Raw genomic sequence first — 20542 nt, forward strand, 5'->3', positions numbered from 1 at the left:
CTATTTGACGCCCAGCCCCATCTGCATCAGCGTCTTACGCACCGGCGCCAGGGAATAGAGCGCATTGAGGCCGAAGGCGCGCAGGTCGCGCAGCGGGCGCGGTGCCAGCATGGAAGTGCGGTTCAGGAGGTCGATGCCTTTTACCCGCAGCAGGATCTCGTTGTGGCGGGCCTTGTGGTAGGCAGCCAGCATCTGGGCGTCGCCCAGGCCTTCGGGGCGGGCCTCGGCCAGCTCCAGCAGGCTGCGCAGATCGCCCAAGGACATGTTAAGGCCTTGCGCGCCGATCGGCGGCACCACATGGGCGGCTTCGGCCATGAGTGCCAGCCGCTCGCCGTTCAGCCGCTGGGCGGACTGGCTAATGATCGGCCAGATGGTGCGGCGGGAGGCCAGTTTCAGGTCGCCGAACAATCCGCAGCTGCGCTCGGTCATTGCGGCCTCAAAGGCTTCCGGTGCCAGGTTCAGGAGTTCCTGCGCCCTAGGGCCGCGCTCCATCCAGACAATGGCTGAGGACGGCTGGCCCTGGTAATCGGGCAGCGGCACCAGCGTGAACGGCCCGCCGGAGCGGTGGATCTCGGTAGAGACGTTTTCATGCGGCACCGGGTGGGTGACGGCAAAGGCCAGCGCCTTTTGCCCGTAGCGGGTGGTCTTTACCGGAATGCCTGCGGCCTCGCGCATCGGGGAGTTGCGGCCGTCGCAGGCAACCACCAGTTTTGCGGTCACTTGGCTGCCGTCGCTGAGGCCGACGCGGGCCTCATCCGTGCGGGTGAAGAGGCCCGTGGTGCCGGTGCCAAAGCGCAGGTCCACGTTGGGCAGTTCAGCCAGCCGGGCGATCATTTCACGCCGCAGGAGCCAGTTGGGCAGGTTCCAGCCGAACGGCTGGTCGGAGATATCGGCGGCGTTGAAGTCCTTGACCACCCGCGGTTCGGGCCGGGCGCCGCCGGCGTCGACGATGCGCATGATCTGCAACGGCGCAGCGTGCTCTTCCAGCCGCGCCCAGATCCCGCATCGCGCCAGCAGTCCCTGCGCGGGCTGCAGGAAAGCGGTGGTGCGCAGGTCGGAGCCTTCGGCGTCGCGTTCGGTCACCGGCGGGGCCGGGTCGGCGCAGATGACGGAAAAGCCGCTGGAGGCAAATGCGGCGGCTGCGGTCAGTCCCGCAATGCCGCCGCCGGAAATCAGGATGTCGCAGGTCTCGGCCATGGTCTCAGCCCTCCGTTGTTGCCCTGAAATAGGCCCTGACGGAGGGGGAAGACAAGCGGCAACCTGCTGCGCGGGGCATTAGCCGCGGGTGATGGAGAGCAGAACCAGGAACATCACCGGCACCATGCACAGCGCCGGGATGTACAGCCCTGGAATGCCGAACAGCATGATCGAGCAGCCCCACAGGCTGACAAAGGTGGCAAGGGCGTAGCCGATGTTCTCTTCCGGGCCGTAGGCGACCTCCTTGATCATCCGTCCCAGCAGCGGCACGGCAAACAGGATGCGCTGCCACAGGGTCAGTTGGGCGGGGAGTGTATATGCGCTCATCGGTCGGGCTCCATCAGGTCGTTTCGGGGCGCATATAGGCAGGAAAACATGCGTCAAACAGGTATATTTTGCCGCAGTTGCGAAGATTTGCCGGAATGCAATTGCACACATTCTGCGATGCGGCAAACGGCTGCGCAAAAGCGTCCCGGCGCAGGTTCTGCGGGTCAGGTCAGGGCGGCCAGAAAACCTGCCAGATCGTCCGAGTGGTGATGGATATGGTCCGCCCGGACCGGCTCCGGCGCCACATGCACGGTGCGCATGCCCATCTCATGCGGGGCTGCCAGGTTACGCGGGTCGTCCTCGAACATGGCGGCCTGCTGCGGGGCGATCCCCGCACGGGCAAAGACCCGATCAAAGGCGCGGCGTTCGGGCTTGGGGTGGTAGTCCGCATGTTCGACGCCATAGACCTCATCGAACAGTCCGGACAGCCCGCGCGCGGCCAGCACCCGTTCTGCATAGGGGGCAGAGCCGTTGGTGTAGACGATCTTCTTGCCGGGCAGGTTGCGGATCGCGGCCGCCAGCGGCGCATCCTCTTCCAGGTGGTCCATCGAGATGTCATGCACCGCGACCAGGTAGGGGTCCGGGTCCAAGCCGTGCTCGCGCATCAGCCCGGCCAGGGTGGTGCCATGCTCGCGCCAGTAATGGCTGCGCAGGCGGTCGGCCTCTGCCTTATCCACCTTTAGCGCGTCCATGACATAAGCCGTCATCTTGACCTCGATCTGGTCGAACAGCCGCGCGGACGGGTGGTAGAGGGTGTTGTCCAGATCGAACACCCATTGGCTGACATGGGAAAAGGCTTGTTTGGGCATGACGCCCAAGTAGGCGCCCTTTGTCGCTTTTGCAATGAAAAGCGCATTTTGCCTGCGGGTTTTCAGCGCGCTGGCGCCATCAGGGTTGATTGCTGGGGGATGCGCTGTAGAGATTGTCGGATCAAAACAGACAGGAACGACCATGAGCCAGAGCCGCAGCAACCAGAAAGATGCCTATGCGCTGATCCTCGAGGCGATCGACTCCGGGATCTACAAGCCGGGCGACCGGCTGGTGGAAAGCGATCTGGCGGAACGCTTTGGCGTGTCGCGCACCCCGATCCGCGAGGCGCTGCAGAGGCTGGAGACGCAATCGCTGCTGGAGCGCGACGGGCGGTCGCTGATCGTGGCGTCGCTCGATCACAACCAGATGGCCGAGCTTTATGTGGTTCGGCGCGAGCTGGAGGGGCTGGCGGCGCAGCTGGCGGCGCGGCATGCCACCGAGGAAGAGATCAAGGTGCTGAAGGAGATGGTCGAGTCCGACGACAAGCTGATCGGCGATCCGACGGCGCTGTCCAAGGCAAACCGCCGGTTCCATGAGCAGATCCACCTGGCCTCGCACAACCGCTATCTGGTGCAGCAGCTGGATCTGGTGCACCGGACGATGGCGCTGATGGCAACCACCTCGCTGGCTGCCGAGGGCCGCAGCGAGATTGCCCAGTCGGAGCACAAGGGCATTGTCGACGCGATCAGCCGCCGCGACGAGGCGGCGGCAGGCGAGGCTTTGAAGGAGCACATCTCGATTGCCTTCATGACCCGGCTGAAGCAGGACGCCAGCGGGCGGGGATAAGCCGCCACGGCCAGCGCCGGGGCCGGGCCGCGGGTTTGATGCCGTGGGCGGTTTTGTCCCAGAAAAACGGGCGGGCGAGCAGTTCATGCGCAGCCTTGGTGACAGCGATGGCGCCCATCGGAAAGTAAAGGATCATCGCGGGCGCCCAGGCGGCCAGCCAGGGCCGCCCCATGGCAAAGGCCGCGGTGATGCTGATCACCAGCCCAAGCCCTTCAAAGAACACCAGCGAGGCCGCCGCCAGGGTCAGCAGCAGCGGAGGCAGGCTGTCTGCGCCCGGGGGCGGCAGGCCCAGCGTGAACAGCCAGAAAGACCAGAGAACCGGGGCAAACAGAAACTGCCCGATGGTGCCCAGAAAGAACGCCTGAAAGCCCAGGAAGCGCTTCCAGCCCAGATCGGCCAGCAGCCGCAGCGGCCGGCGAATATGCACCAGGTAGGTCACCATGAACCCCTTGAGCCAGCGGGAGCGCTGCCTGATCCAGGGCCAAGGACGCCAATTGGCCTCCTCGTAAGTGGTGCTGGGCAGCATTTCGGTACGGTATCCCGCCCGGTACAGGCGGACGCCCAGGTCGGCGTCCTCGGTGACGTTATGGGCATCCCAGCCGCCCAGTTCCTCCAGAACCGTCCGGCGCACGAACATGGTGGTGCCGCCTAAGGGGACCACCAGGCCAAGCCTCGCAATACCGTGCAGGACGATGCGGAACCAGCTGGCATATTCCAGTGTGAAGCAGCGCGAAATCCAGTTGGTGCCCGGATTGTAGTAGTCCAGCACCCCCTGAAAGCAGGCGGTGCGGTCACTGGCGGAGGCAAAGGCCTTCGCCACCTGGTTCAGCTGGTCTGTCTGAGGCGCATCTTCCGCGTCCCAGACCCCGATGATATCCCCCCGGCAGAAGTTCAGCGCATAGTTCATCGCCCGCGGTTTAGTGGTCAGCCCGCCGAAAGCCGGGACCTCCACCACCCGGATCCAGGGCGGAAGGCGGGTGTTCTCCAGGGCGGCCCGGGTGACGCTGTCGTGCTCCTCCAGCACCAGAATCACGTCCGTCTGCGCCCGCGGATAGCGGAGCTTCCGGATCCGGGTGAGCAGGGCATGGCTGATCTCGGCCTCCCGGAAGAGCGGCACCAGGATCGAAATCATCGGGTAAGAGGTGCGGGCGGGCGGGGCAGCGGCAGGCACAGCGGATGTCCTGTCCGCCCGTGCCTGCCAGTAAGAAGCGAGCCCGAAGAGTTTGAGCGCTGTGAACAGGAAAACAGTCAGCAGGGCGATCGCGCTGAGGGCGGCGGGAACTGCTGCCGGTGCGTGCCAGGACAGAAAGAGCGCCGGCGCGGCCAAGGCCGCCAGAAGGGCACGGCTCCGGGCGGGCCGCAAGGTGCGGCAGCTCAGGCGCGGGGGCACGCTGCAGCTTGCCTGCCGCACCAGTGCCGGGCTGAAGTGGGCGGTCAGTAAAGCCGTAATCTGCGCTTCACTGGCCAGAACCGGAGTGACCCGTTCGAATTTGTGCTGCAGCTCCTGTTGCAGGGCCTCAAACCGGTCGGGGTGGGCCACGGCCAGGGTGACGGTCCGGCCCAGTTGCATCCAGGGAACAGCGCAGTGGCGGAGCCAGAAAGCTGCGGGTTTGCGCGCCAGCAGCCGCGCGCTGGCCACCTGGCCGGATAAATCGGCGCGGGGCATCCGGTATTGGCGGGACAGTGTCTCCAGCACCTGGTCTTCGCTGGCCAATCCCTCGGCGATCAGCACCCGCCCAAGCGCGGCTTTCTGATGCTGGCGCAGCACCAGCGCCTTCATCATGCTGCTGCTGTCCAAGGGGGGCGGGGCAGCCGAAGGCAGGCCCTGCTGGCGGGGCTTTCCATGCTCCGGCGGCCGGAGCTGCCGAAGCGGCTGTGACACAGTACCCATCGCCCGTCCGCAACACTGAAACCAGAGGCATTCAGGCTGCGGGCAGGGGGTTAAGAGTTGGTAAACACGGTGTTAACCATGCCGCCAGCGCGGCATGGCCAGGCAATTTTTTACGCAGGTTTGCGTTCTGCCATAGCTTCGGCAAAGCGCTCAAACAGATAGAAGCTGTCCTGCGGGCCGGGGCTGGCCTCGGGGTGGTGCTGCACCGAGAAGACCGGCTTGCCGGCAATGCGGATGCCGCAGTTGGATCCGTCAAACAGCGAGACATGCGATTCTTCGACGCCTTCCGGCAGGGTCTGCGCATCGACGGCGAAGCCGTGGTTCATCGAGGTGATCTCCACCTTGCCGGTGGAGTGCTCCTTGACCGGGTGGTTGGCGCCGTGGTGGCCGTGGTTCATCTTGACGGTCTTCGCGCCCAGTGCCAGCGCCAGCATCTGGTGGCCCAGGCAGATGCCGAACACCGGCAGGTCAGCCTTCAGCACGTCCTGGATCATCGGCACCGCGTATTCGCCGGTGGCTGCCGGGTCGCCCGGGCCGTTGGAGAGAAACACGCCGTCGGGGTTGTGCGCCAGCACCTCCTCGGCAGTGGCAGTGGCGGGCAGCACGGTCACGTCGCAGCCGGCCGAGGCCAGGCAGCGCAGGATGTTGCGCTTGGCGCCATAGTCGACGGCGACAACCTTGTGCTTGGGGGCTTCCTGGCGGGCATAACCATCAGGCCAGGCCCAGCGCATTTCGTCCCAGCGGTAGCTTTGCGCGCAGGTCACGTCCTTGGCCAGGTCAAGGCCGACCAGGCCGGACCACTCCCGCGCCTTGGCGACCAGCGCCTCGACGTCGAAATTGCCCTCGGGGTCATGCGCCAGAGCAACGTGCGGTGCGCCCTGCTGGCGGATCGCGCGGGTCAGGCGGCGGGTGTCGACACCGCCGATTGCGATGCGGCCGGTGCGGGTGAGCCAGTCCTTCAGCTCTTCGGTCGCGCGCCAGTTGGAGGCCAGCGTCGGATCCCATTTCACCACCATGCCCGCGGCGACAGGATCGCCGGTCTCGTCATCTTCGGGGGTGACCCCGGTGTTGCCGATGTGGGGGAAGGTGAAGGTGACGATCTGGCCGGCGTAGGAGGGGTCGGTCATGATCTCCTGGTAGCCGGTCATTGCGGTGTTGAAGCAGAGCTCGGCCACGGTTTCGCCGGCGGCGCCGAAGCCGGTGCCGTAAAAGACGGTGCCATCAGCGAGCGCCAGGCATGCGGTGGGCTTGGTCGGGGCGGAAGCGGCCATTGCGCGAGTCTCCATGCGGGTGAAATTCATGGGCTTGTAAGGGGAGCGTTCATGCGGGTCAAGCCTGCACAGGCTGCCGAAGCTGACGCTGGGGCCGGAATGGAAAGTTTACTGTAAACTTGCACAGCTGCATAAGAATGGATAACCATCGGTGTCCGGCAACCATGGGGATGCTTTTGAATATGGATACGCGCACACGGGTCAATCAGGCCCTGAAGCAGGCGATGAAAGACAAGGCCGCCGACCGGCTGGCCACGCTGCGGCTGATCAATGCCGCCATCAAGGACCGCGAGATTGCAGCCCGCGCCGATGGTGAGGAAAGCAGCATCGGCGACGGCGAAATCCTTGCCATTCTGGGCAAGATGACCAAGCAGCGCAAGGAAAGCGCCCGCGCCTATGAGGAAGGCGGGCGGCTGGACCTGGCGGAGCGGGAACTGGGTGAAATCGCCGTCATCGAGGAATTCCTGCCGCAGCAGCTGAGCGACGAGGAAGCCGCCGATGCGGTGAAGGCGGCGGTTTCGGAAACCGGTGCCGAATCGATTCGCGACATGGGCAAGGTGATGGCCGCGCTGAAGGCGAAATACACCGGCCGGATGGATTTCGGCAAAGCCGGGCCGATGGTCAAGGACCAGCTCTGCAGCAAGGGCGACTGCTGATCTGCAGCAGCCGGGCTGATGCCGCGCTGACGCGCGGTGCCTGCGGCGCGAGTATTTGGCCAAAGAAGAAGTGGTGAGGCCCGCAGCGCGGGCCTTTCTCTTGTCTGCTAACCGGACAAGGCGGTTTTGAGGTCGCCGTAGAGCGCCACCCGTTCCTCCTCAGACAGGAAGGCGCCGATCTCCACTTCGCGGCCGCAGCCCTGCAGGGTGACATAGTGGGGCACCGGGCCGTCATGGTCGTGCATTTCGACGCGGGCCCAGTACCGGTTGCAATGCCAGCTCTGGCGCCTGCCGTCAGGGTTGATCCGCTCCAGATGGGCGTCGTCCTGGCTGATGGTCAGAACCTCCAGGATCTGATGATCGCGGCGGCTGCGGTCCAGTGCCCATTTCATGCCGAACAGTGCCAGCAGCAGAAAAGGCAGCAGCCCCCACAAGAGTACGGAGCCCAGCACCGGGATCAGCGGCACGCAGATCAGCGCTGCGGTGAGGCCGAGGAAACGCGCATAGCCCTTGGGCGGCAGCGATTGATGCGGCCACAGGTGCAGTTCGCGCTCGGCGCCGGCTTGCGGCTGGGTCCAGTTATAGGGCATCGGTTCGGGCCTGCTGTGGGAGAGCTTACTATAAATGATGTGCTGGAAACGCAGGATTTCCACTTCCGCTTTCTAACCGGCGCAGGCTGCATGAAAAAGGCCCCGGAGCATCTGCGCCGGGGCCGTTTCCGAATTTTATGCTCAACCGCTTAGTGCGAATGCGAGCGGTCCCACTCTTCCTGCTTGGGCAGGATTTCGAAGGTGTGCTCCGGCGGCGGAGAGGGCAGGGTCCACTCCAGGGTGTCCGCGTATTCGTTCCAGTAGTTGTTCTGGGTGACGCGGGCGCCGCGCAGCAGCGAGTAGATCACCACGCCGAAGAACAGCAGGAACGAGGCAAAGGACAGGAACGCGCCGTAGGACGAGATCTTGTTCCAGTAGGCAAAGCCTTCCGGGTAGTCGATGTACCGGCGCGGCATGCCCTGGCGGCCCAGGAAGTGCTGCGGGAAGAAGGTCAGGTTGGCGCCGATGAAGAACATCCAGAAGTGGATCTGGGCGCCCAGCTCGTTGTACTGGCGGCCGGTCATCTTGCCGAAGTAGAAGTAGATGCCCGAGAAGATCGCGAACACCGCACCAAGCGACATCACGTAGTGGAAGTGAGCAACCACATAGTAGGTGTCGTGATAGGCACGGTCGACAGCCGCCTGCGACAGCACCACGCCGGTCACACCGCCGACGGTGAACAGGAACAGGAAGCCGAAGGCGAACATCATCGGTGCTTTGAACTCGATGGAGCCGCCCCACATGGTGGCGATCCAGGAGAACACCTTCACGCCCGTGGGCACCGCAATCACCATGGTGGCCAGCATGAAGTAGGCCTGCTGGTTCAGCGACATGCCGACGGTGTACATGTGGTGCGCCCACACAACAAAGCCCAGAACGCCGATGGCGATGATCGCCCAGACCATCGGCAGGTAGCCGAAGACCGGCTTGCGCGCGAAGGTGGCGATGACGTGGGAGATGATGCCGAAGCCGGGCAGGATCACGATGTACACTTCCGGGTGGCCGAAGAACCACAGGATGTGCTGGTACAGGATCGGGTCGCCGCCGCCTGCCGCGTCAAAGAAGGTGAAGCCGAAGTTGCGGTCCATCAGCAGCATGGTGATGGCGCCGGCCAGAACCGGCAAGCTCAGCAGGATCAGCCAGGAGGTTACGAAGATCGACCAGGAGAACAGCGGCACCTTGAACAGGGTCATGCCCGGGGCGCGCATGTTCAGGAAGGTGGTGATCATGTTGATCGCACCCAGGATGGACGACGCGCCGGAGACGTGCACGGCGAAGATCGCCAGGTCCATCGAGTAGCCGCCTTCGTTCACGGACAGCGGCGGGTACAGAACCCAGCCCACGCCGGAGCCCAGCTGGTCATTGCCGCCCGGGGAGACAACCGAGAGGACCGCCAGCGAGGTGCCTGCGACATACATCCAGAACGACAGGTTGTTCATCCGCGGGAACGCCATGTCCGGCGCGCCGATCTGCAGCGGCATGAAGTAGTTGCCGAAACCGCCGAACAGCGCCGGAATCACCACGAAGAACATCATCAGGATGCCGTGGGCGGTGATCATCACGTTCCAGAGGTGGCCGTTCGGAGTACATTCCGCAGCGGCGTCTGCGAACAGGCGCGCGCCTTCCAGGCACATGTACTGAACGCCGGGATCCATCAGCTCCAGCCGCATGTAGACGGTGAAGATGACGGAGATGAGACCTGCAATCGCCGAAACGATCAGGTAAAGAATGCCGATATCCTTATGGTTCGTGCTCATGAACCAGCGGGTGAAAAAGCTCCGCTCGTCCTCGTGGCCGTGACCATGAATGGCTGCGTCTGCCATTTAGGTGCCTCCTGCTGCATAACGAAAGGCCCCCGGAGACGGACTCCGGGCGGCCTGGATTCCTTGCGAGTTTTAGTGTGGCCTGCCGGGGCCTTCAATGGCGGAGTTTGATCTGGATCAAGATTTATTGCCGCAGGGGCTTGAACGCCCAAGGAATTGCCCGGTTCAGAGCGCTTGACCTAGGGGCGGGGGGCGCGCACAACCGGGGGAAAGCCAGAACAAGGAGCCCGGACGCATGCCTGCCTATGACCCCGACAACATTTTTGCCAAGCTCCTGCGCGGGGAGATCCCTTCCACCCGGGTCTATGAGGATGACGAGACCCTGGCCTTCATGGATATCATGCCGCGTGCGGACGGGCACCTGCTGGTCATTCCCAAGACGCCTTGCCGCAATATCCTGGATGCCAGCCCGGCGCAGCTGGCGGCGGTGATGCAAACGGTGCAAAAGCTGTCGCAAGCGGTGATCACGGCGTTTGGCGCGGATGGTGTCACCGTGCAGCAGTTCAATGAGGCGGCAGGCGGACAGGAGGTGTTCCACCTTCACATGCATGTGCTGCCGCGGCACGAGGGCGACCAGCTGCGCCCGCCGGGAACCATGGGTGACATGGAGCTGATCCAGGCGCAGGCCGAAAAAATCCGTGCGGCGCTGGCGTCGGACTGATCTTTCCTGCCCGTCAGTATCTTTTGAAATGTGAAAACACCGCGGCTTTAAGCTGCGGTGTTTTGGTATGCGAATTTATGCATCTGAAATAAATGTTGAATTTTAGTTGAATTTGATCATAGCTGTTTCGCAAATTGGTTGTAGGTCAGAGAGGGCGCCCGCGCCCAAGTGTTTGGGGCCCCAAGAATTGGGGCAGGCCGGCATGGTATGCCAGCCCGGTTCCGGGCGGCATCAGCCGGGTATTTTCTGTTTACAGGCAGGCTGCCTGAAACATGCGGGCCAAAAGGTCTGCGTTCCCCCTGCGCTTGCTGCGTGCTTGCCGGGGGCAGTGCCTCTTTGACGTCATAGAGCTGTATTGGAGGGGGCAGGGGTGACACTCTTGTGCCATGGGCAGGCCTTGTCTCAGGACCAGGTCGTGGCCGCCATTTACGAAACGATGATCCGGCCGGAGCAATTCGACCGGTTCACTTCCGGCCCGGCGGACTGTCCGGGTGCGCCGGCGGCGGACGGGAAACAGCAAGGACGGCTTAGGGCTGCACCTGTGCTGCAGGCGCATTTCGCACGGGCGGCTGAGATCCAGGAGCAGCAATGGCAGCGTGCGGGGCGGCCGCACCCGGGGGCGTATTCAGGCAATTGCAGCCGGTTCTGGCTGCTGGCGGAGGCGCGCGCGGACGGTGGCCTTCTGAACGCCTCGCAACGGGCCGCGCGCCAATTGACGGGCCGTGTGCCGCTGCCCGCAGCACTGGGGTTGACGCAGGCCGCAGCGGAGCTGTGGCAAGGGTACCTGGAGGATGTGCGCGCCGGAAACTTCGCCCGGCAGGATGTGCTGCTGCTGGCCTCCCGCAACCCTGGAGAGCAGTTCCTGTGCCGCCCGGTGCGCCTGAGGGGCGCGGGTGCATCTGTTGCGGTTATGGCAGAGCGGCTGGACGGGGGGTGCCCGGCGGAGGCGGCGGTCCCGGTTGCCGCTGCGCTGGGTCTGCAGGAGGCGGATTTCGAGCCTTTGAAGGAAACGGTGGACGGCCCGGGCGGCAAGGTGGATGGCAGGCTGGAGCAGGCCGCGGTCCGGGCCGGCGCACCGGGCCCCGCGGAACTGATCCGGCTGGCGGTCTTCCTGATGAATGAACATAGCCGGGACCTGGCGGTGTCCCGGGGCGAGGTGCTGCCGCCGTCCGGAACATTTGAGGACAGTGCCGGTCAGCGCTCTCAGTACTTCCGGCTGGGGGCGGAAACCGGCCAGCCGGTGATTTTCGTGCATGGCATGCTGGACGGGATTGCGCCGCTGCAGCGCTTGCAGCCGCAGTTGCGGACACTGGGGTTCAGGGTCTACGCGCCGATGCGCCGCGGCTATGGCGCTTCGGTGCCGCTGAAACGCGGGGAGGATACCGCTGATGCCTTTGTGGATCAGCTGGTTGCGCTGATGGCGCATGAGAACCTGCAGCGGCCGGTGCTGCTGTGCCATCGCGGCGGGGCGCTATACGGTTTCCTCGCAGCCAGCCGCCTGGACAGCAGGATAGCCGGCCTGGTGGCGGCAGCCTCAAACTGCACCATCAGTTCGCCGCGGCAGTTTTCCGGTCTCAGCGGCTATGCGTGGCTGGTCGCGCTGGCCGCCACCAGGGCCAACTGGATGCTGCCTGCATTGATGAAGGGCTGGGCGGCTGCGCTGCGCTGGTACGGGCACAAAACGCTGCTTCGGATGCAGACCCGCAGCGGCAGCAAGGAGCGGGCCCGGCTGTCGCAGCTGGACCTGCTGCAACTGCTGCAGCAAAGCCAGGTGCTGTTCCAGGAGCAGGGCGGCGCGGGGTTCCTGGCGGATGTGCAGATGCTGCGGCAAGGGGCCCGGACAGTTATGCCGGCCCGGGTTCCGCGGTCGGTCTTCGTGCACGGAGGAGAAGACCATATAGCGCCGCTCTCCGCAGTTCGCGAGATGCTGAAAGGGCTGCCGGATGCCCGTCTGTGCATCAGCCAGGATGCCGGGGCGCTGCTGTTTTACAACTTCCCGGAACTGGTGCTGACGGCGCTGCAGGACCTCACATCTGTTTCAGACGGCTGAGGTCAGCTCCCGAAGACTTTGGCGAAGCTGCGCTTCAGGGCAACATCCACGTCCGCCATGGTCACCGGCAGGCCCAGGTCAACCAGGCTGGTCACCCCGTATTCCGTGATCCCGCAAGGCACGATGCCGGTGAAATGCTCCAGCTCCGGCTCGACGTTGATCGAGATGCCGTGAAAGCTGACCCACTTGCGCAGCCGGATGCCGATAGCGGCGATCTTGTCCTCGGCGATGCCGCCTGAGATGGTACGTGGCTTTTCCGGGCGTTCGACCCAAACACCGACCCGGCCTTCGCGGATGTGGCCTTTGATATTGAACTCATCCAGGGCGGAAATCACCCAGGTTTCCAGTTGCTGCACAAAACGGCGCACGTCATGGCCGCGCTTGCCCACGTCCAGCATCACGTAGACCACCCGCTGACCCGGCCCGTGATAGGTGTACTGGCCGCCGCGTTTGCTCTCGTAGACCGGGAAACGCCCGGGATCTGTAAGGTCTTCACGCTTGGCGGAGGTGCCGGCGGTGTAAAGCGGCGGGTGTTCAACCAGCCAGATGCATTCCTCCGCCGATCCGGCAGCAATTGCCGCAGCGCGGTCTTCCATGAAGGCAACTGCCTGATCATAATCGACTAAACCGTCTGAGGTGATCCATTCAACCATGCCTGTTGCATTCCTTTTCCAACCCGCCAGGGGCTTGCCGGCGGAAGCGGCGGGAAAACCCTAGGTGCCAAAGCCGCCTGTGGAGTATCCTGATTCCGTAGCGAGTATCCATAGGGGGCGAGTATCATGTTTTCCAAACCGCTCAAACCGGCCCTGACAGCCGCATTCCTGGCGGCATCCGTAACCGGACCCGCAGCCGCGGACGAATTGGGGGCCGCCATAGCCGGCGCCGTGATCGGCGGCGTCATTGTCAACGAAGTCCATAAGAACAAGCAGCGCCAGCGTGCCGCCACCACGTACCGGCGGGCACCGGCCTATTCCGCGACCCGGGCCGAGAACCGCGAAACCCAGGTTGCGCTCAACTATTTCGGCTTCAACGCCGGCTCACCGGACGGGGTGCTGGGGCGGCGCTCGCGCGCGGCAATCACCCAGTACCAGGTCCACATGGGATATCCGGCCACTGGCCATCTGGCGCCCTATGAACGCAATTTCCTGGTCAGTTCCTATAACCGGGCCCAGATCGGCGGCCCGCAGGTCATCAAAGCGATGCAAGGCCCGCAGGGCGTGCGCGGGGTGCTGCACACATGGCGGGATGAGGCCGCCGGTGTCCGCACGGCAGGCAGCAGCTATGCCGGCGGCGGCTACGGCGGCCTGCCGCCCGAAGTCAGCCATGCGGTGGATGAAATTGCCGCAAGCTCTGAACCAACAGGCGAGCAGCTGCTGCAGCGCACCGGCTTCATGCAACTGGCAGACCTGAATGGCGACGGCCGTAATGATTACGTGCTGGACACCTCTGTCTCCGGCAGTTCCTTCTGGTGCGGCGCCTCCAATTGTTCTGTCATGGTCTTTGCCTCGACTCCGCAAGGGTATCAGCGCAATGACTTCCTGGCCCGGGGCGTGACTCCGGCCAGTTTTGCCTGCCATCAGGGCGCCTGCCGGATGACGGACACGGAAACGGATGAACCGGTGCAGACGGCCCAGCAGAACCGGAGCACGGTAATGGCCTTTGCCGGGCAGGACAGCGCGGGTCTGGGCGGTATCACCCTGTTCGACCAGCAGGAGCAGAGCGCCTCTCTCACCAGCTATTGCAGCAAGGTGAGCCTCCTGACCAGTTCAAACGGCGGTTTCATGACCGCTGACAACATGACCGACCCGGAGCTGGCGCTGGGCGAGCAGTTCTGCCTGGCCCGCACTTATGCCATTAATGCAGGTGAAGCCCGGGCAGGCAAGGTCGCAGGCGCGTCGCAGGCGCAGATCGACAGCCAGTGCGATGCCTTTGGCCCTGCCTTGCAGCCGTATCTGGCCAAGCTGGGCACCTCTGGCAGCGGCGAAGTGATGGGTGATGTGCAGAAGTTCGTTCTGCAATCCGGCATGTCGCTGGACCAGCTTTCCAATACGGCCGGTATCTGCCTGTTCTCCGGCTACCGGCGCGATGACATGGATGTGGCTCTGGGGGCTGCGCTTATCCTTACCGGCACCGGCCAGCGGCCCTATGCGGAGCTTATAGGCCATCACCTGGCACTGGGCTTCGGCGCGCCGAATGCGGTGAAGAAGGCGCAGGAATGGTACAGCATGGCAGTGGTTGCGCTTGAGAGCGGCGCTGAGCCCGTGTTTGCGCCAGGCCAGGCAGGCCGCGCGGAACTGATCAAGGCAGCGTCGGCAGACCTGGCAGGCGGCCGGGTGCAGCCGGTGCAGGCTTCAGGAGGGGCAGCCGCATTGCCCTCTTTCAGCAGCGAGTAAGAGGCTGAACCTCACATCATGAAATGAATGGAAGGCTGGCAGTTCTGCCGGCCTTCTATTCTGCCCGGTTCCGGGAGGCATGAAACAAGGTGCGGAAATCAATCGGTATTGAGTGGTTTTTCATGCTGCTCTCACGGTATTCGGCGTTCCCTTAAGCCTGTTTTAACAGTATTAGCGCGATCATTGGCTGCCTGGTTTTAGGGGGTACTTATGCGTTTCAAGCTGCTTTTCACATTTGCCATCAGCCTGCCTCTGGCTTTCGCGCCAGCTTCCCGCGTTGCTGCTGACGCAGGGGATTTCGCGGCCGGTGCGATCATCGGCGGGATCATTGGCAATGCTTTAGGTAAAAACCAGCAGCGGCGCTCTGCCGCTAAAGCGCCCCGGCGTTCCCGTTTGCCGTCGACGCAGGAGGGGCGCCAGATTCAGCAGTCGCTGAACTATTTCGGGTTTCCGGCCGGCGCAGTGGACGGGCAGCTCGGCCGCAAGTCGCGGGAGGCGATTTCCACCTACCAGGCCTATCTGGGCTACCCGGTCACAGGCCAGCTGAATGATTTTGAGAAGGATCTGCTGGTCTCGTCATTCCAGCGGGCGCAGGCCAGCGGTTATCTGGCGACCCAGCAGGCGATGGCGCATCCCGACGGCCCGCGCGGCCTGCTGAAGATTTATTTGGCAGAGCGCGTGGCACCGCAGCCGCAGCAGCCGTACGGGTTGCCCCAGGCGACCATGGCCGGAAACACTGCAGGCACCTATGGCGTTCCCCAGCAGTACGGCCAGGCGGCACCGCAGCCGCAATTCGGCCAGCAGCAGATGGGGTTTGCGGCCTCGAGCCAGTCTTACGGTGCCGTCCAGCAGCCTCAGGCCCGGACACAGCCGGGGCAATACGTGCCGCAAGGCCAGGTCCTGGCAGCAGCCCAAGGGCAGACCGTGATCCAGAACGGTGACATCATTCAGGGCACGGCGTCTGCCGCGGCTCCAGTGCTTTTACAGCAAAATGACCAGGCTGCGATGCCGCAGATCAGCCGCCGCGCGCTGGTGATCGGGGTGGATGGCTACCAGAACCTCGCGGCGCTGCAAAAGGCGCGCAACGATGCGCAGGCTGTCAGCAGTGCGCTGGCGGCGCTGGGCTTTGATGTCACCACGCTGTATGACGCCAGCCGCCGTGACATCAACAGCGCTGTGTCCACCTTTGCCAACCGGATCGAGCCGGGCGACGAGGTGCTGTTCTATTTCGCCGGCCACGGGGTGGAGGTCGACGGGCGCAATTACCTGCTGCCGTCCGACGTGCCGGTGGTGAATTTTGGCGACGAGAGCTTTCTGACCGGCGAGAGCATCGCCGCCGACCGGGTGCTCGGCACCTTCCAGCGCAAGGGCGCGCGTTCGACGATCATGATCCTTGACGCCTGCCGCAACAACCCGTTCCCGCGCGACGGCCAGCGTTCGGTCGGCGGCAGCCGCGGGCTGGTGCGGATGGAGCCGCCGGAGGGGGCCTTCATTCTCTACTCCGCGGGAGCAGGCCAGACTGCTCTGGACCGGCTGTCGGACGATGATGCCAACCCGAACTCCGTCTTCACCCGCGCCTTGCTGTCGCGGCTGAACGAACCGGGCATGACCCTGCACCAGCTGGCCAAGCAAGTGCGCCGGGATGTGCAGGATCTGGCGGCAACGGTGAACCACGATCAGTTCCCCGCGTATTATGACCAGATGTCAGGCGAGATGGTGCTGCGCCGGCAGGTGGCCGCCCAGGGTAACTGAAGGCGTCCTTTGATCTTCTGCTGACCGCAGGGCAGCCGGAAAAACCGGCTGTTCTCCGCCGGTTGGCAGCTTGGGTATGGACCTGCGATATTCTGTGCAAAAAAGATGATTTTCGGCTTCACATCGCATCCGGGCTGGTCTATACGCCGCTACACCAAGCCTAAGACAGTGCGGTCGTGGCGGAATTGGTAGACGCGCAGCGTTGAGGTCGCTGTTCCTTAACCGGAGTGGAAGTTCGAGTCTTCTCGACCGCACCATTTTCTATCACAAGTCATTGAAATGTATTTGAAAATTGAATTGCTGAATTTTCAGTCCACCGTTTGGTCCACCTTTGAAAACGCCTTGCCTGATGTCACGCAAGCTGCACCTAGTCAAACTGAACCTACAACTATAAGCTGATTCGGCCTGGGTATTGTCGTAACCTAGGGCATCGCGATGCTCTTCAATCATGGAGACATCGTGATGAGGATTCTTTCGAAACTCCAGCTGAAGAAGTTGGTTCTGTACTCGCCGCAACACGTTGCTCGCCTGGAGAAGGCAGGCAAATTCCCCAAGCGGATACAGCTGGGCCCGAACCGGGTGGGCTGGGTTGAGAGTGAAGTGCTGGACTGGCTTCAGTCGCGGCTGGACAATCGGTAATCCCTACCGGCACTCCTGATACAGGAGCGGGGTGGCCGGAGGTGCACACTTCGGTCACCCTTGATACTCTGCTAGAAGTTCGGCTGTCCGGGTACCATAGTTCTCAAGCTCTCAAGGGGTGATGGCAAGGTTGCGCTTGGACGACCTCCCGAGTTAGCTGTGTTTGCGCGTCTGGCAAGCGTGGCTGCGGAGCGGCGCGATGTGTCCGGAGCGGGGGCTGCCCTAACCCGCTGCACTTGCGGACGCAGTAGGCCGGTCGCAGCCCCGGAGCGGCCATTGGAATGGGGCGACTCGCCAAAGATGCTGCCGGTGCAAAACCCTCTGTCCATCTCACCGAATGCAGCCATCCAACCGCCCTGGCGCACCACGTCCAATGCTGCGGGTAGTACCAAGGGCCGCGAAGCGCAGGAAGCGGACTTTGCAAATTTCTACGCTCTGCCACTTTTGATCTGATGGATGCCATCATGGCCATTGGTAGAAAATTTGTATTGATACCCGAGACGGCTGAGCTTAGCGGAGGGCCTGTCGTTGATTTTGCTCACAAATGCAAACCCTCCATGATACTGAGCGAACATTACCGCCAAGTTCTTTTGGGAGTTGCATTGGAATTTACAGCTGAAGTTTTGGTCAACCAAGTTCTTCTTGGTGCTCATCGAAAAACTAGGCCCAATGCTATGAAGCGCTTGTTCGAACTCACCGTCGGGATGCATAGCGTTCGTAAGTAGACTAATATCAATAGTGCTGTGATGTGACGCAATTGTACCGATAAACCTATACCACATTGCAAGTGATTGCTTTGCTGCCCACAAAGCGAGGCTGGTTGCTGCTTGGTCAGTATATTCAACGTGTCGAGCCGATTTCCAAGTTTGCGTCGTCTCATCGTAAACTGGAACCGAGTGCCCTTGCTTGTATGGAAACGGAAGGTTGTTTCCAAACCCGTTAATCAACTTTTGCTGATGACTGGATAGCGGCGTGGAATGTAAAATTGCATCGGGCGCTTGGCTGTACGCAACATAAGCAGCCAGTGTATCGTTGGAGGATGCCCCGTTGTTACATCGTTTGCAAGACGGAAACTCCCATCCTTTCGGGCGTGTTTGTCCAAGGAAAAGAACTTTTGGTGGTGCGTGTTCACAGTCTTCGGCTGGTCGTTGACCACCGCAGAGAACGCATTTTTTTCCTTGCCATACCTTGCGATGATTTCGCGCCACACTTTTGCCTTTGCTAATCCGAACAGATTGTTAACTATATAACCTGAGACAATTTTTTGATCAACGAGCCCTCTTGAATTGTCCGCTTTGGGCTGGAGGCAACTTTGCCGCAACGCGTAAAGCCTCCCATCGCTCCTATCCTTGGCAGAATGATCTCTTTGTGTCAGTGTCTGGCCAAAGTACAAGAGAGGTTGCTATGTTCAAAGCGTTCCTTGACAGTCTACTCAACGCAAAGAAGCACGCTGAGCACGCAGCAGATCCGTTCACTGGCGTGAAGGAAGTTCTAAATTTCAACCCGGACAACATTGTCAACGATGCCATTGACGAAGCCATAGAGCACCTTGGCTTATTAAAGCCGTCCGCAAAACCATCTATCCAGGCCCTTATCCCGCGTTGCATGGCCGAAGGTTTCAAAGCCGTTTCTCTGTCACATCGAAAAGACGGCGAGCAATTGAGCAAAGAGGAGAAAAAGGCGCTAAGGATAAGGTCAAATGGTTTCATGTCCAAGACTGCAGCAAGTGAGTTGTCGGAAACGGGCAGGCTGAAACCACTAGAGGCGCACTTTCTAACACTATGGAGGGCAGACTTTACTATAGATCGTGCCAAGAGCATTGTGGCTGCTTCTAGCCAAGAGTTTGGGTGCATAAATCAGCTAGGGGGGCATCGCGACGGCTGCGCTCTTTGTGCTGAGAACTACGATAAAGCTATTGACCCTTTTAAAGCATCGCCTTTCCCTCCTGTAGAGTGTCCCAATGCAGCATGTGGCATGATGTTTCGTGTATCTGTTGACTGGGTAGCGGTACACAAAAAACAACGCTAGGACTTGCACGTTTCAGGCATTGCCTATGCTTGAACGGTGTTCATCGCAGCAAATCTGTCAACGGCAACAGCTTGTGGCTTCGAACGGCCGCTTCGGGCTGACTGCGGTCACCTGCGACAGCGAAGGCAACCGTCCAGGGCGGTGATCAGCCCTTTTTTGACATTCACCGTGATGCCGGTCCCACTTGGTGGTGCCGTCGGGAAAGCGAAAAGCCGCCCCTCAAACACCTAGCTAAACCCGAGTGTGGATCAATGTCCACAAGATACAGGTAATACATTGACATGGTTTGACGAAATAGGTTCGCATGCGTGAGCATATTTTTTAAGCAACCAGAGAGCTTACGAGGTCAGGGGTTATGTCAAGTAGCTTTATGTTGAGCATGGATCACCCATACGTCTTATCAGAAATTGAGAGAGTACCCTCGGGCTTGCTGCCTTTCGAAGGGCTACACGGACACCCACACAAGCTCGTCATAAAAGCTTCGAAAGAGCTAATTTTAACCGCGCTGCAACGGCGGGAGTTTTTTATGTACTTAGCGCCCGTTGAAGTTTCAGGAATTAGTTCCTTTAGCATCTTTAGCGCGTTCTTCGACGACCCAGATGAGCCACTATTTATATTCACTCCCTTTGTCGAAGACGCAAAACTTGCGGAAGATGTTTTCAGGATAATTCAGAGTGAAAATTTCGAGGTTTTTTTCTTCGATCAACTTAACAGAGAAAGGCTCGGATTCACGGCAAGCAGCACTATTCCTATTTCAACATCAAATCGCATTTCCAGTGTCCAGAGCTTTGTGCCGATGTCGCAACTTCGCGAAGTTCACTCTCAATGTTATAATTGGTTTTCCACTCGAAATGAAGGAGATGACAAAGCTGCAATAAAGATAAAACTTCAAGAGGAGCTTTTCCCAACTGATGCGATGATGTTGGATCTACGCAATGACGGCGCGTCCGGACCTATACATGTCAGCAGCCTTGAACGCCATACCAACCCGGGCGACATGCAAGAGTTGGAAATTTCAGAATGCCTGCAAAGAATCATTGGTGATGGGGAAATATCCATCGGACCTTTGAGGATCGACACCGACAGGGAGTTGGCAGATGTCGTGGCTGTTACCGAAAAAAGTGTGTTCATCGTACAGGCGAAAGATATTGAGAACACCAAACGGTCGATTGATGCTAATATACAAAGGAAAATCTCCAAATCCATCAAGAAAGTCAAAGAAGGGATGGTGCAACTAAAGGGCGCAATTAAGTTTTCTCAGCGAGACCGGTATCTTGTGATAAAAGATAAAGAAACTTCAGAAGTCTCGAAAATTGACCTCCACGGCCGGACGATTTATGGACTAGTTATCGTGACTGAGCTGTTTGACTATGAATATGGGGACTATACCAAACTGTCATTGCGGGTAGGGCAAGATTTGGGAGTTTCTTGTGTGCCGATGTCATTCCCGCAATTGGCTGAATACACCTTCGAGCTGCCGGAAGAGGGCAGATTTATTGATGCCTTATGCACAATCTATTGGCAAGGCATCTTGAACGGTTCGTTTCCCAAGCTCCGGTTTAATTACCCCGCTGATGACGGTGGCTAATTAATCTGAGGTTCAGCGCTCCGTTCCTGTGGGGGCTATCTTCATCAAGGTCCACTTCGGCGGCGCGATGGCTTACTGCA

General features: G+C 61.1%; 19 protein-coding genes and 1 tRNA gene. 11 read left to right on the forward strand and 9 right to left on the reverse strand.

Features of this window, described 5'->3' with window-relative positions; genetic code table 11:
- The 3 genes from GKC28_RS04460 to GKC28_RS04470 all read right to left on the reverse strand — a co-directional run bounded on the left by GKC28_RS04460 (position 1) and on the right by GKC28_RS04470 (position 2333).
- Complete coding sequence (locus GKC28_RS04460; protein ID WP_174145428.1) at positions 1-1197, reverse strand: UbiH/UbiF family hydroxylase; 1197 nt, start codon at positions 1195-1197, stop codon at positions 1-3.
- 78 nt (positions 1198-1275) lie between these two features.
- Entirely contained in the window at positions 1276-1524 is a 249-nt protein-coding gene (locus tag GKC28_RS04465; protein WP_174145430.1) for a hypothetical protein, read from the reverse strand.
- A 164-nt stretch (positions 1525-1688) separates the two neighbouring features.
- On the reverse strand, positions 1689-2333 hold the full coding sequence (locus tag GKC28_RS04470; protein WP_174145432.1) for a pyrimidine 5'-nucleotidase: 645 nt from the start codon (positions 2331-2333) through the stop codon (positions 1689-1691).
- 142 nt (positions 2334-2475) lie between these two features.
- On the opposite strand from GKC28_RS04470, the gene GKC28_RS04475 reads away from it, so the two are divergent.
- Positions 2476-3120: a GntR family transcriptional regulator gene (locus GKC28_RS04475; RefSeq protein WP_174145435.1), complete on the forward strand. Its 645-nt coding sequence runs from the start codon at positions 2476-2478 to the stop codon at positions 3118-3120.
- Here the strand turns inward: GKC28_RS04475 and GKC28_RS04480 are convergent.
- The gene (locus tag GKC28_RS04480; RefSeq protein WP_368041085.1) at positions 3080-4903 is read right to left on the reverse strand and encodes a glycosyltransferase; all 1824 of its coding nucleotides are present in this window, start codon (positions 4901-4903) and stop codon (positions 3080-3082) included. The genes GKC28_RS04475 and GKC28_RS04480 overlap by 41 nt on opposite strands.
- Positions 4904-5121: 218 nt before the next feature.
- Entirely contained in the window at positions 5122-6282 is a 1161-nt protein-coding gene (gene carA / locus GKC28_RS04485) for a glutamine-hydrolyzing carbamoyl-phosphate synthase small subunit (protein WP_174145439.1), read from the reverse strand.
- A 182-nt stretch (positions 6283-6464) separates the two neighbouring features.
- On the opposite strand from carA, the gene GKC28_RS04490 reads away from it, so the two are divergent.
- Positions 6465-6938, forward strand: coding sequence for a GatB/YqeY domain-containing protein (locus tag GKC28_RS04490; RefSeq protein WP_174145441.1), 474 nt, complete (start codon positions 6465-6467; stop codon positions 6936-6938).
- A 107-nt stretch (positions 6939-7045) separates the two neighbouring features.
- On the opposite strand, the gene GKC28_RS04495 is transcribed toward GKC28_RS04490, so the two are convergent.
- Both GKC28_RS04495 and ctaD read right to left on the reverse strand, forming a co-directional pair.
- Entirely contained in the window at positions 7046-7528 is a 483-nt protein-coding gene (locus tag GKC28_RS04495) for a DUF2244 domain-containing protein (protein WP_174145443.1), read from the reverse strand.
- Between the two features lie 149 nt (positions 7529-7677).
- Entirely contained in the window at positions 7678-9351 is a 1674-nt protein-coding gene (ctaD, locus tag GKC28_RS04500) for a cytochrome c oxidase subunit I (protein ID WP_174145445.1), read from the reverse strand.
- A gap of 235 nt (positions 9352-9586) precedes the next feature.
- Between ctaD and GKC28_RS04505 the strand changes: the two genes are divergently transcribed.
- Entirely contained in the window at positions 9587-10012 is a 426-nt protein-coding gene (locus tag GKC28_RS04505; protein WP_174145447.1) for an HIT family protein, read from the forward strand.
- 415 nt (positions 10013-10427) lie between these two features.
- Positions 10428-12062, forward strand: a complete 1635-nt coding sequence (locus GKC28_RS04510) for an alpha/beta fold hydrolase (RefSeq protein WP_368041086.1) — start codon at positions 10428-10430, stop codon at positions 12060-12062.
- A 2-nt stretch (positions 12063-12064) separates the two neighbouring features.
- On the opposite strand, the gene lipB is transcribed toward GKC28_RS04510, so the two are convergent.
- Positions 12065-12715 carry a lipoyl(octanoyl) transferase LipB gene (gene lipB / locus GKC28_RS04515; RefSeq protein ID WP_174145449.1) on the reverse strand — a complete coding sequence of 217 codons (651 nt, stop codon included), beginning with the start codon at positions 12713-12715 and terminating at the stop codon, positions 12065-12067.
- Between the two features lie 126 nt (positions 12716-12841).
- Here lipB and GKC28_RS04520 point away from each other — a divergent pair, with 126 nt between their 5' ends.
- The 5 genes from GKC28_RS04520 (at position 12842) to GKC28_RS04540 (ending at position 17571) form a co-directional block, all read left to right on the forward strand.
- A complete protein-coding gene (locus GKC28_RS04520; protein WP_174145451.1) occupies positions 12842-14455 on the forward strand; it encodes a peptidoglycan-binding domain-containing protein in 1614 nt (537 codons plus the stop codon).
- A 210-nt stretch (positions 14456-14665) separates the two neighbouring features.
- Entirely contained in the window at positions 14666-16207 is a 1542-nt protein-coding gene (locus GKC28_RS04525) for a caspase family protein (protein ID WP_174145453.1), read from the forward strand.
- Positions 16208-16377: 170 nt separating this feature from the next.
- A tRNA-Leu gene (locus GKC28_RS04530) sits at positions 16378-16464 on the forward strand.
- 205 nt (positions 16465-16669) lie between these two features.
- Entirely contained in the window at positions 16670-16846 is a 177-nt protein-coding gene (locus GKC28_RS04535; RefSeq protein WP_174145455.1) for an AlpA family transcriptional regulator, read from the forward strand.
- Positions 16847-17310: 464 nt separating this feature from the next.
- Positions 17311-17571 carry a hypothetical protein gene (locus tag GKC28_RS04540; protein ID WP_174145457.1) on the forward strand — a complete coding sequence of 87 codons (261 nt, stop codon included), beginning with the start codon at positions 17311-17313 and terminating at the stop codon, positions 17569-17571.
- Between the two features lie 218 nt (positions 17572-17789).
- On the opposite strand, the gene GKC28_RS04545 is transcribed toward GKC28_RS04540, so the two are convergent.
- A complete protein-coding gene (locus GKC28_RS04545) occupies positions 17790-18239 on the reverse strand; it encodes a hypothetical protein (protein WP_174145459.1) in 450 nt (149 codons plus the stop codon).
- An 11-nt stretch (positions 18240-18250) separates the two neighbouring features.
- Between GKC28_RS04545 and GKC28_RS04550 the strand changes: the two genes are divergently transcribed.
- Together GKC28_RS04550 and GKC28_RS04555 are read left to right on the forward strand one after the other, a co-directional pair.
- Positions 18251-18874 (forward strand): hypothetical protein, encoded by a 624-nt coding sequence (locus tag GKC28_RS04550; protein WP_174145461.1) that lies wholly within the window; start codon positions 18251-18253, stop codon positions 18872-18874.
- A 355-nt stretch (positions 18875-19229) separates the two neighbouring features.
- Positions 19230-20462, forward strand: coding sequence for a hypothetical protein (locus GKC28_RS04555; RefSeq protein WP_174145463.1), 1233 nt, complete (start codon positions 19230-19232; stop codon positions 20460-20462).
- The last annotated feature ends 80 nt before the right edge of the window (positions 20463-20542 follow it).

The organism is Leisingera sp. ANG59 (assembly GCF_013317235.1).
In the GTDB taxonomy this organism is placed as follows: Bacteria; Pseudomonadota; Alphaproteobacteria; order Rhodobacterales; family Rhodobacteraceae; genus Leisingera.

What these genes read in the sequence shown, in the direction of transcription:
- GKC28_RS04505 (WP_174145447.1), top strand. Translation starts at nt 9,587, where the DNA reads ATGCCTGCCTATGACCCCGACAACATTTTTGCCAAGCTCCTGCGCGGG.
- GKC28_RS04550 (WP_174145461.1), top strand. Translation starts at nt 18,251, where the DNA reads ATGTTCAAAGCGTTCCTTGACAGTCTACTCAACGCAAAGAAGCACGCT.
- carA (WP_174145439.1), bottom strand. Translation starts at nt 6,282, where the DNA reads ATGGCCGCTTCCGCCCCGACCAAGCCCACCGCATGCCTGGCGCTCGCT.
- GKC28_RS04460 (WP_174145428.1), bottom strand. Translation starts at nt 1,197, where the DNA reads ATGGCCGAGACCTGCGACATCCTGATTTCCGGCGGCGGCATTGCGGGA.
- GKC28_RS04490 (WP_174145441.1), top strand. Translation starts at nt 6,465, where the DNA reads ATGGATACGCGCACACGGGTCAATCAGGCCCTGAAGCAGGCGATGAAA.
- GKC28_RS04495 (WP_174145443.1), bottom strand. Translation starts at nt 7,528, where the DNA reads ATGCCCTATAACTGGACCCAGCCGCAAGCCGGCGCCGAGCGCGAACTG.
- GKC28_RS04470 (WP_174145432.1), bottom strand. Translation starts at nt 2,333, where the DNA reads ATGCCCAAACAAGCCTTTTCCCATGTCAGCCAATGGGTGTTCGATCTG.
- GKC28_RS04540 (WP_174145457.1), top strand. Translation starts at nt 17,311, where the DNA reads ATGGCCATTGGTAGAAAATTTGTATTGATACCCGAGACGGCTGAGCTT.
- GKC28_RS04555 (WP_174145463.1), top strand. Translation starts at nt 19,230, where the DNA reads ATGTCAAGTAGCTTTATGTTGAGCATGGATCACCCATACGTCTTATCA.
- lipB (WP_174145449.1), bottom strand. Translation starts at nt 12,715, where the DNA reads ATGGTTGAATGGATCACCTCAGACGGTTTAGTCGATTATGATCAGGCA.
- GKC28_RS04465 (WP_174145430.1), bottom strand. Translation starts at nt 1,524, where the DNA reads ATGAGCGCATATACACTCCCCGCCCAACTGACCCTGTGGCAGCGCATC.
- GKC28_RS04475 (WP_174145435.1), top strand. Translation starts at nt 2,476, where the DNA reads ATGAGCCAGAGCCGCAGCAACCAGAAAGATGCCTATGCGCTGATCCTC.
- GKC28_RS04525 (WP_174145453.1), top strand. Translation starts at nt 14,666, where the DNA reads ATGCGTTTCAAGCTGCTTTTCACATTTGCCATCAGCCTGCCTCTGGCT.
- GKC28_RS04535 (WP_174145455.1), top strand. Translation starts at nt 16,670, where the DNA reads ATGAGGATTCTTTCGAAACTCCAGCTGAAGAAGTTGGTTCTGTACTCG.
- GKC28_RS04520 (WP_174145451.1), top strand. Translation starts at nt 12,842, where the DNA reads ATGTTTTCCAAACCGCTCAAACCGGCCCTGACAGCCGCATTCCTGGCG.
- ctaD (WP_174145445.1), bottom strand. Translation starts at nt 9,351, where the DNA reads ATGGCAGACGCAGCCATTCATGGTCACGGCCACGAGGACGAGCGGAGC.
- GKC28_RS04480 (WP_368041085.1), bottom strand. Translation starts at nt 4,903, where the DNA reads ATGATGAAGGCGCTGGTGCTGCGCCAGCATCAGAAAGCCGCGCTTGGG.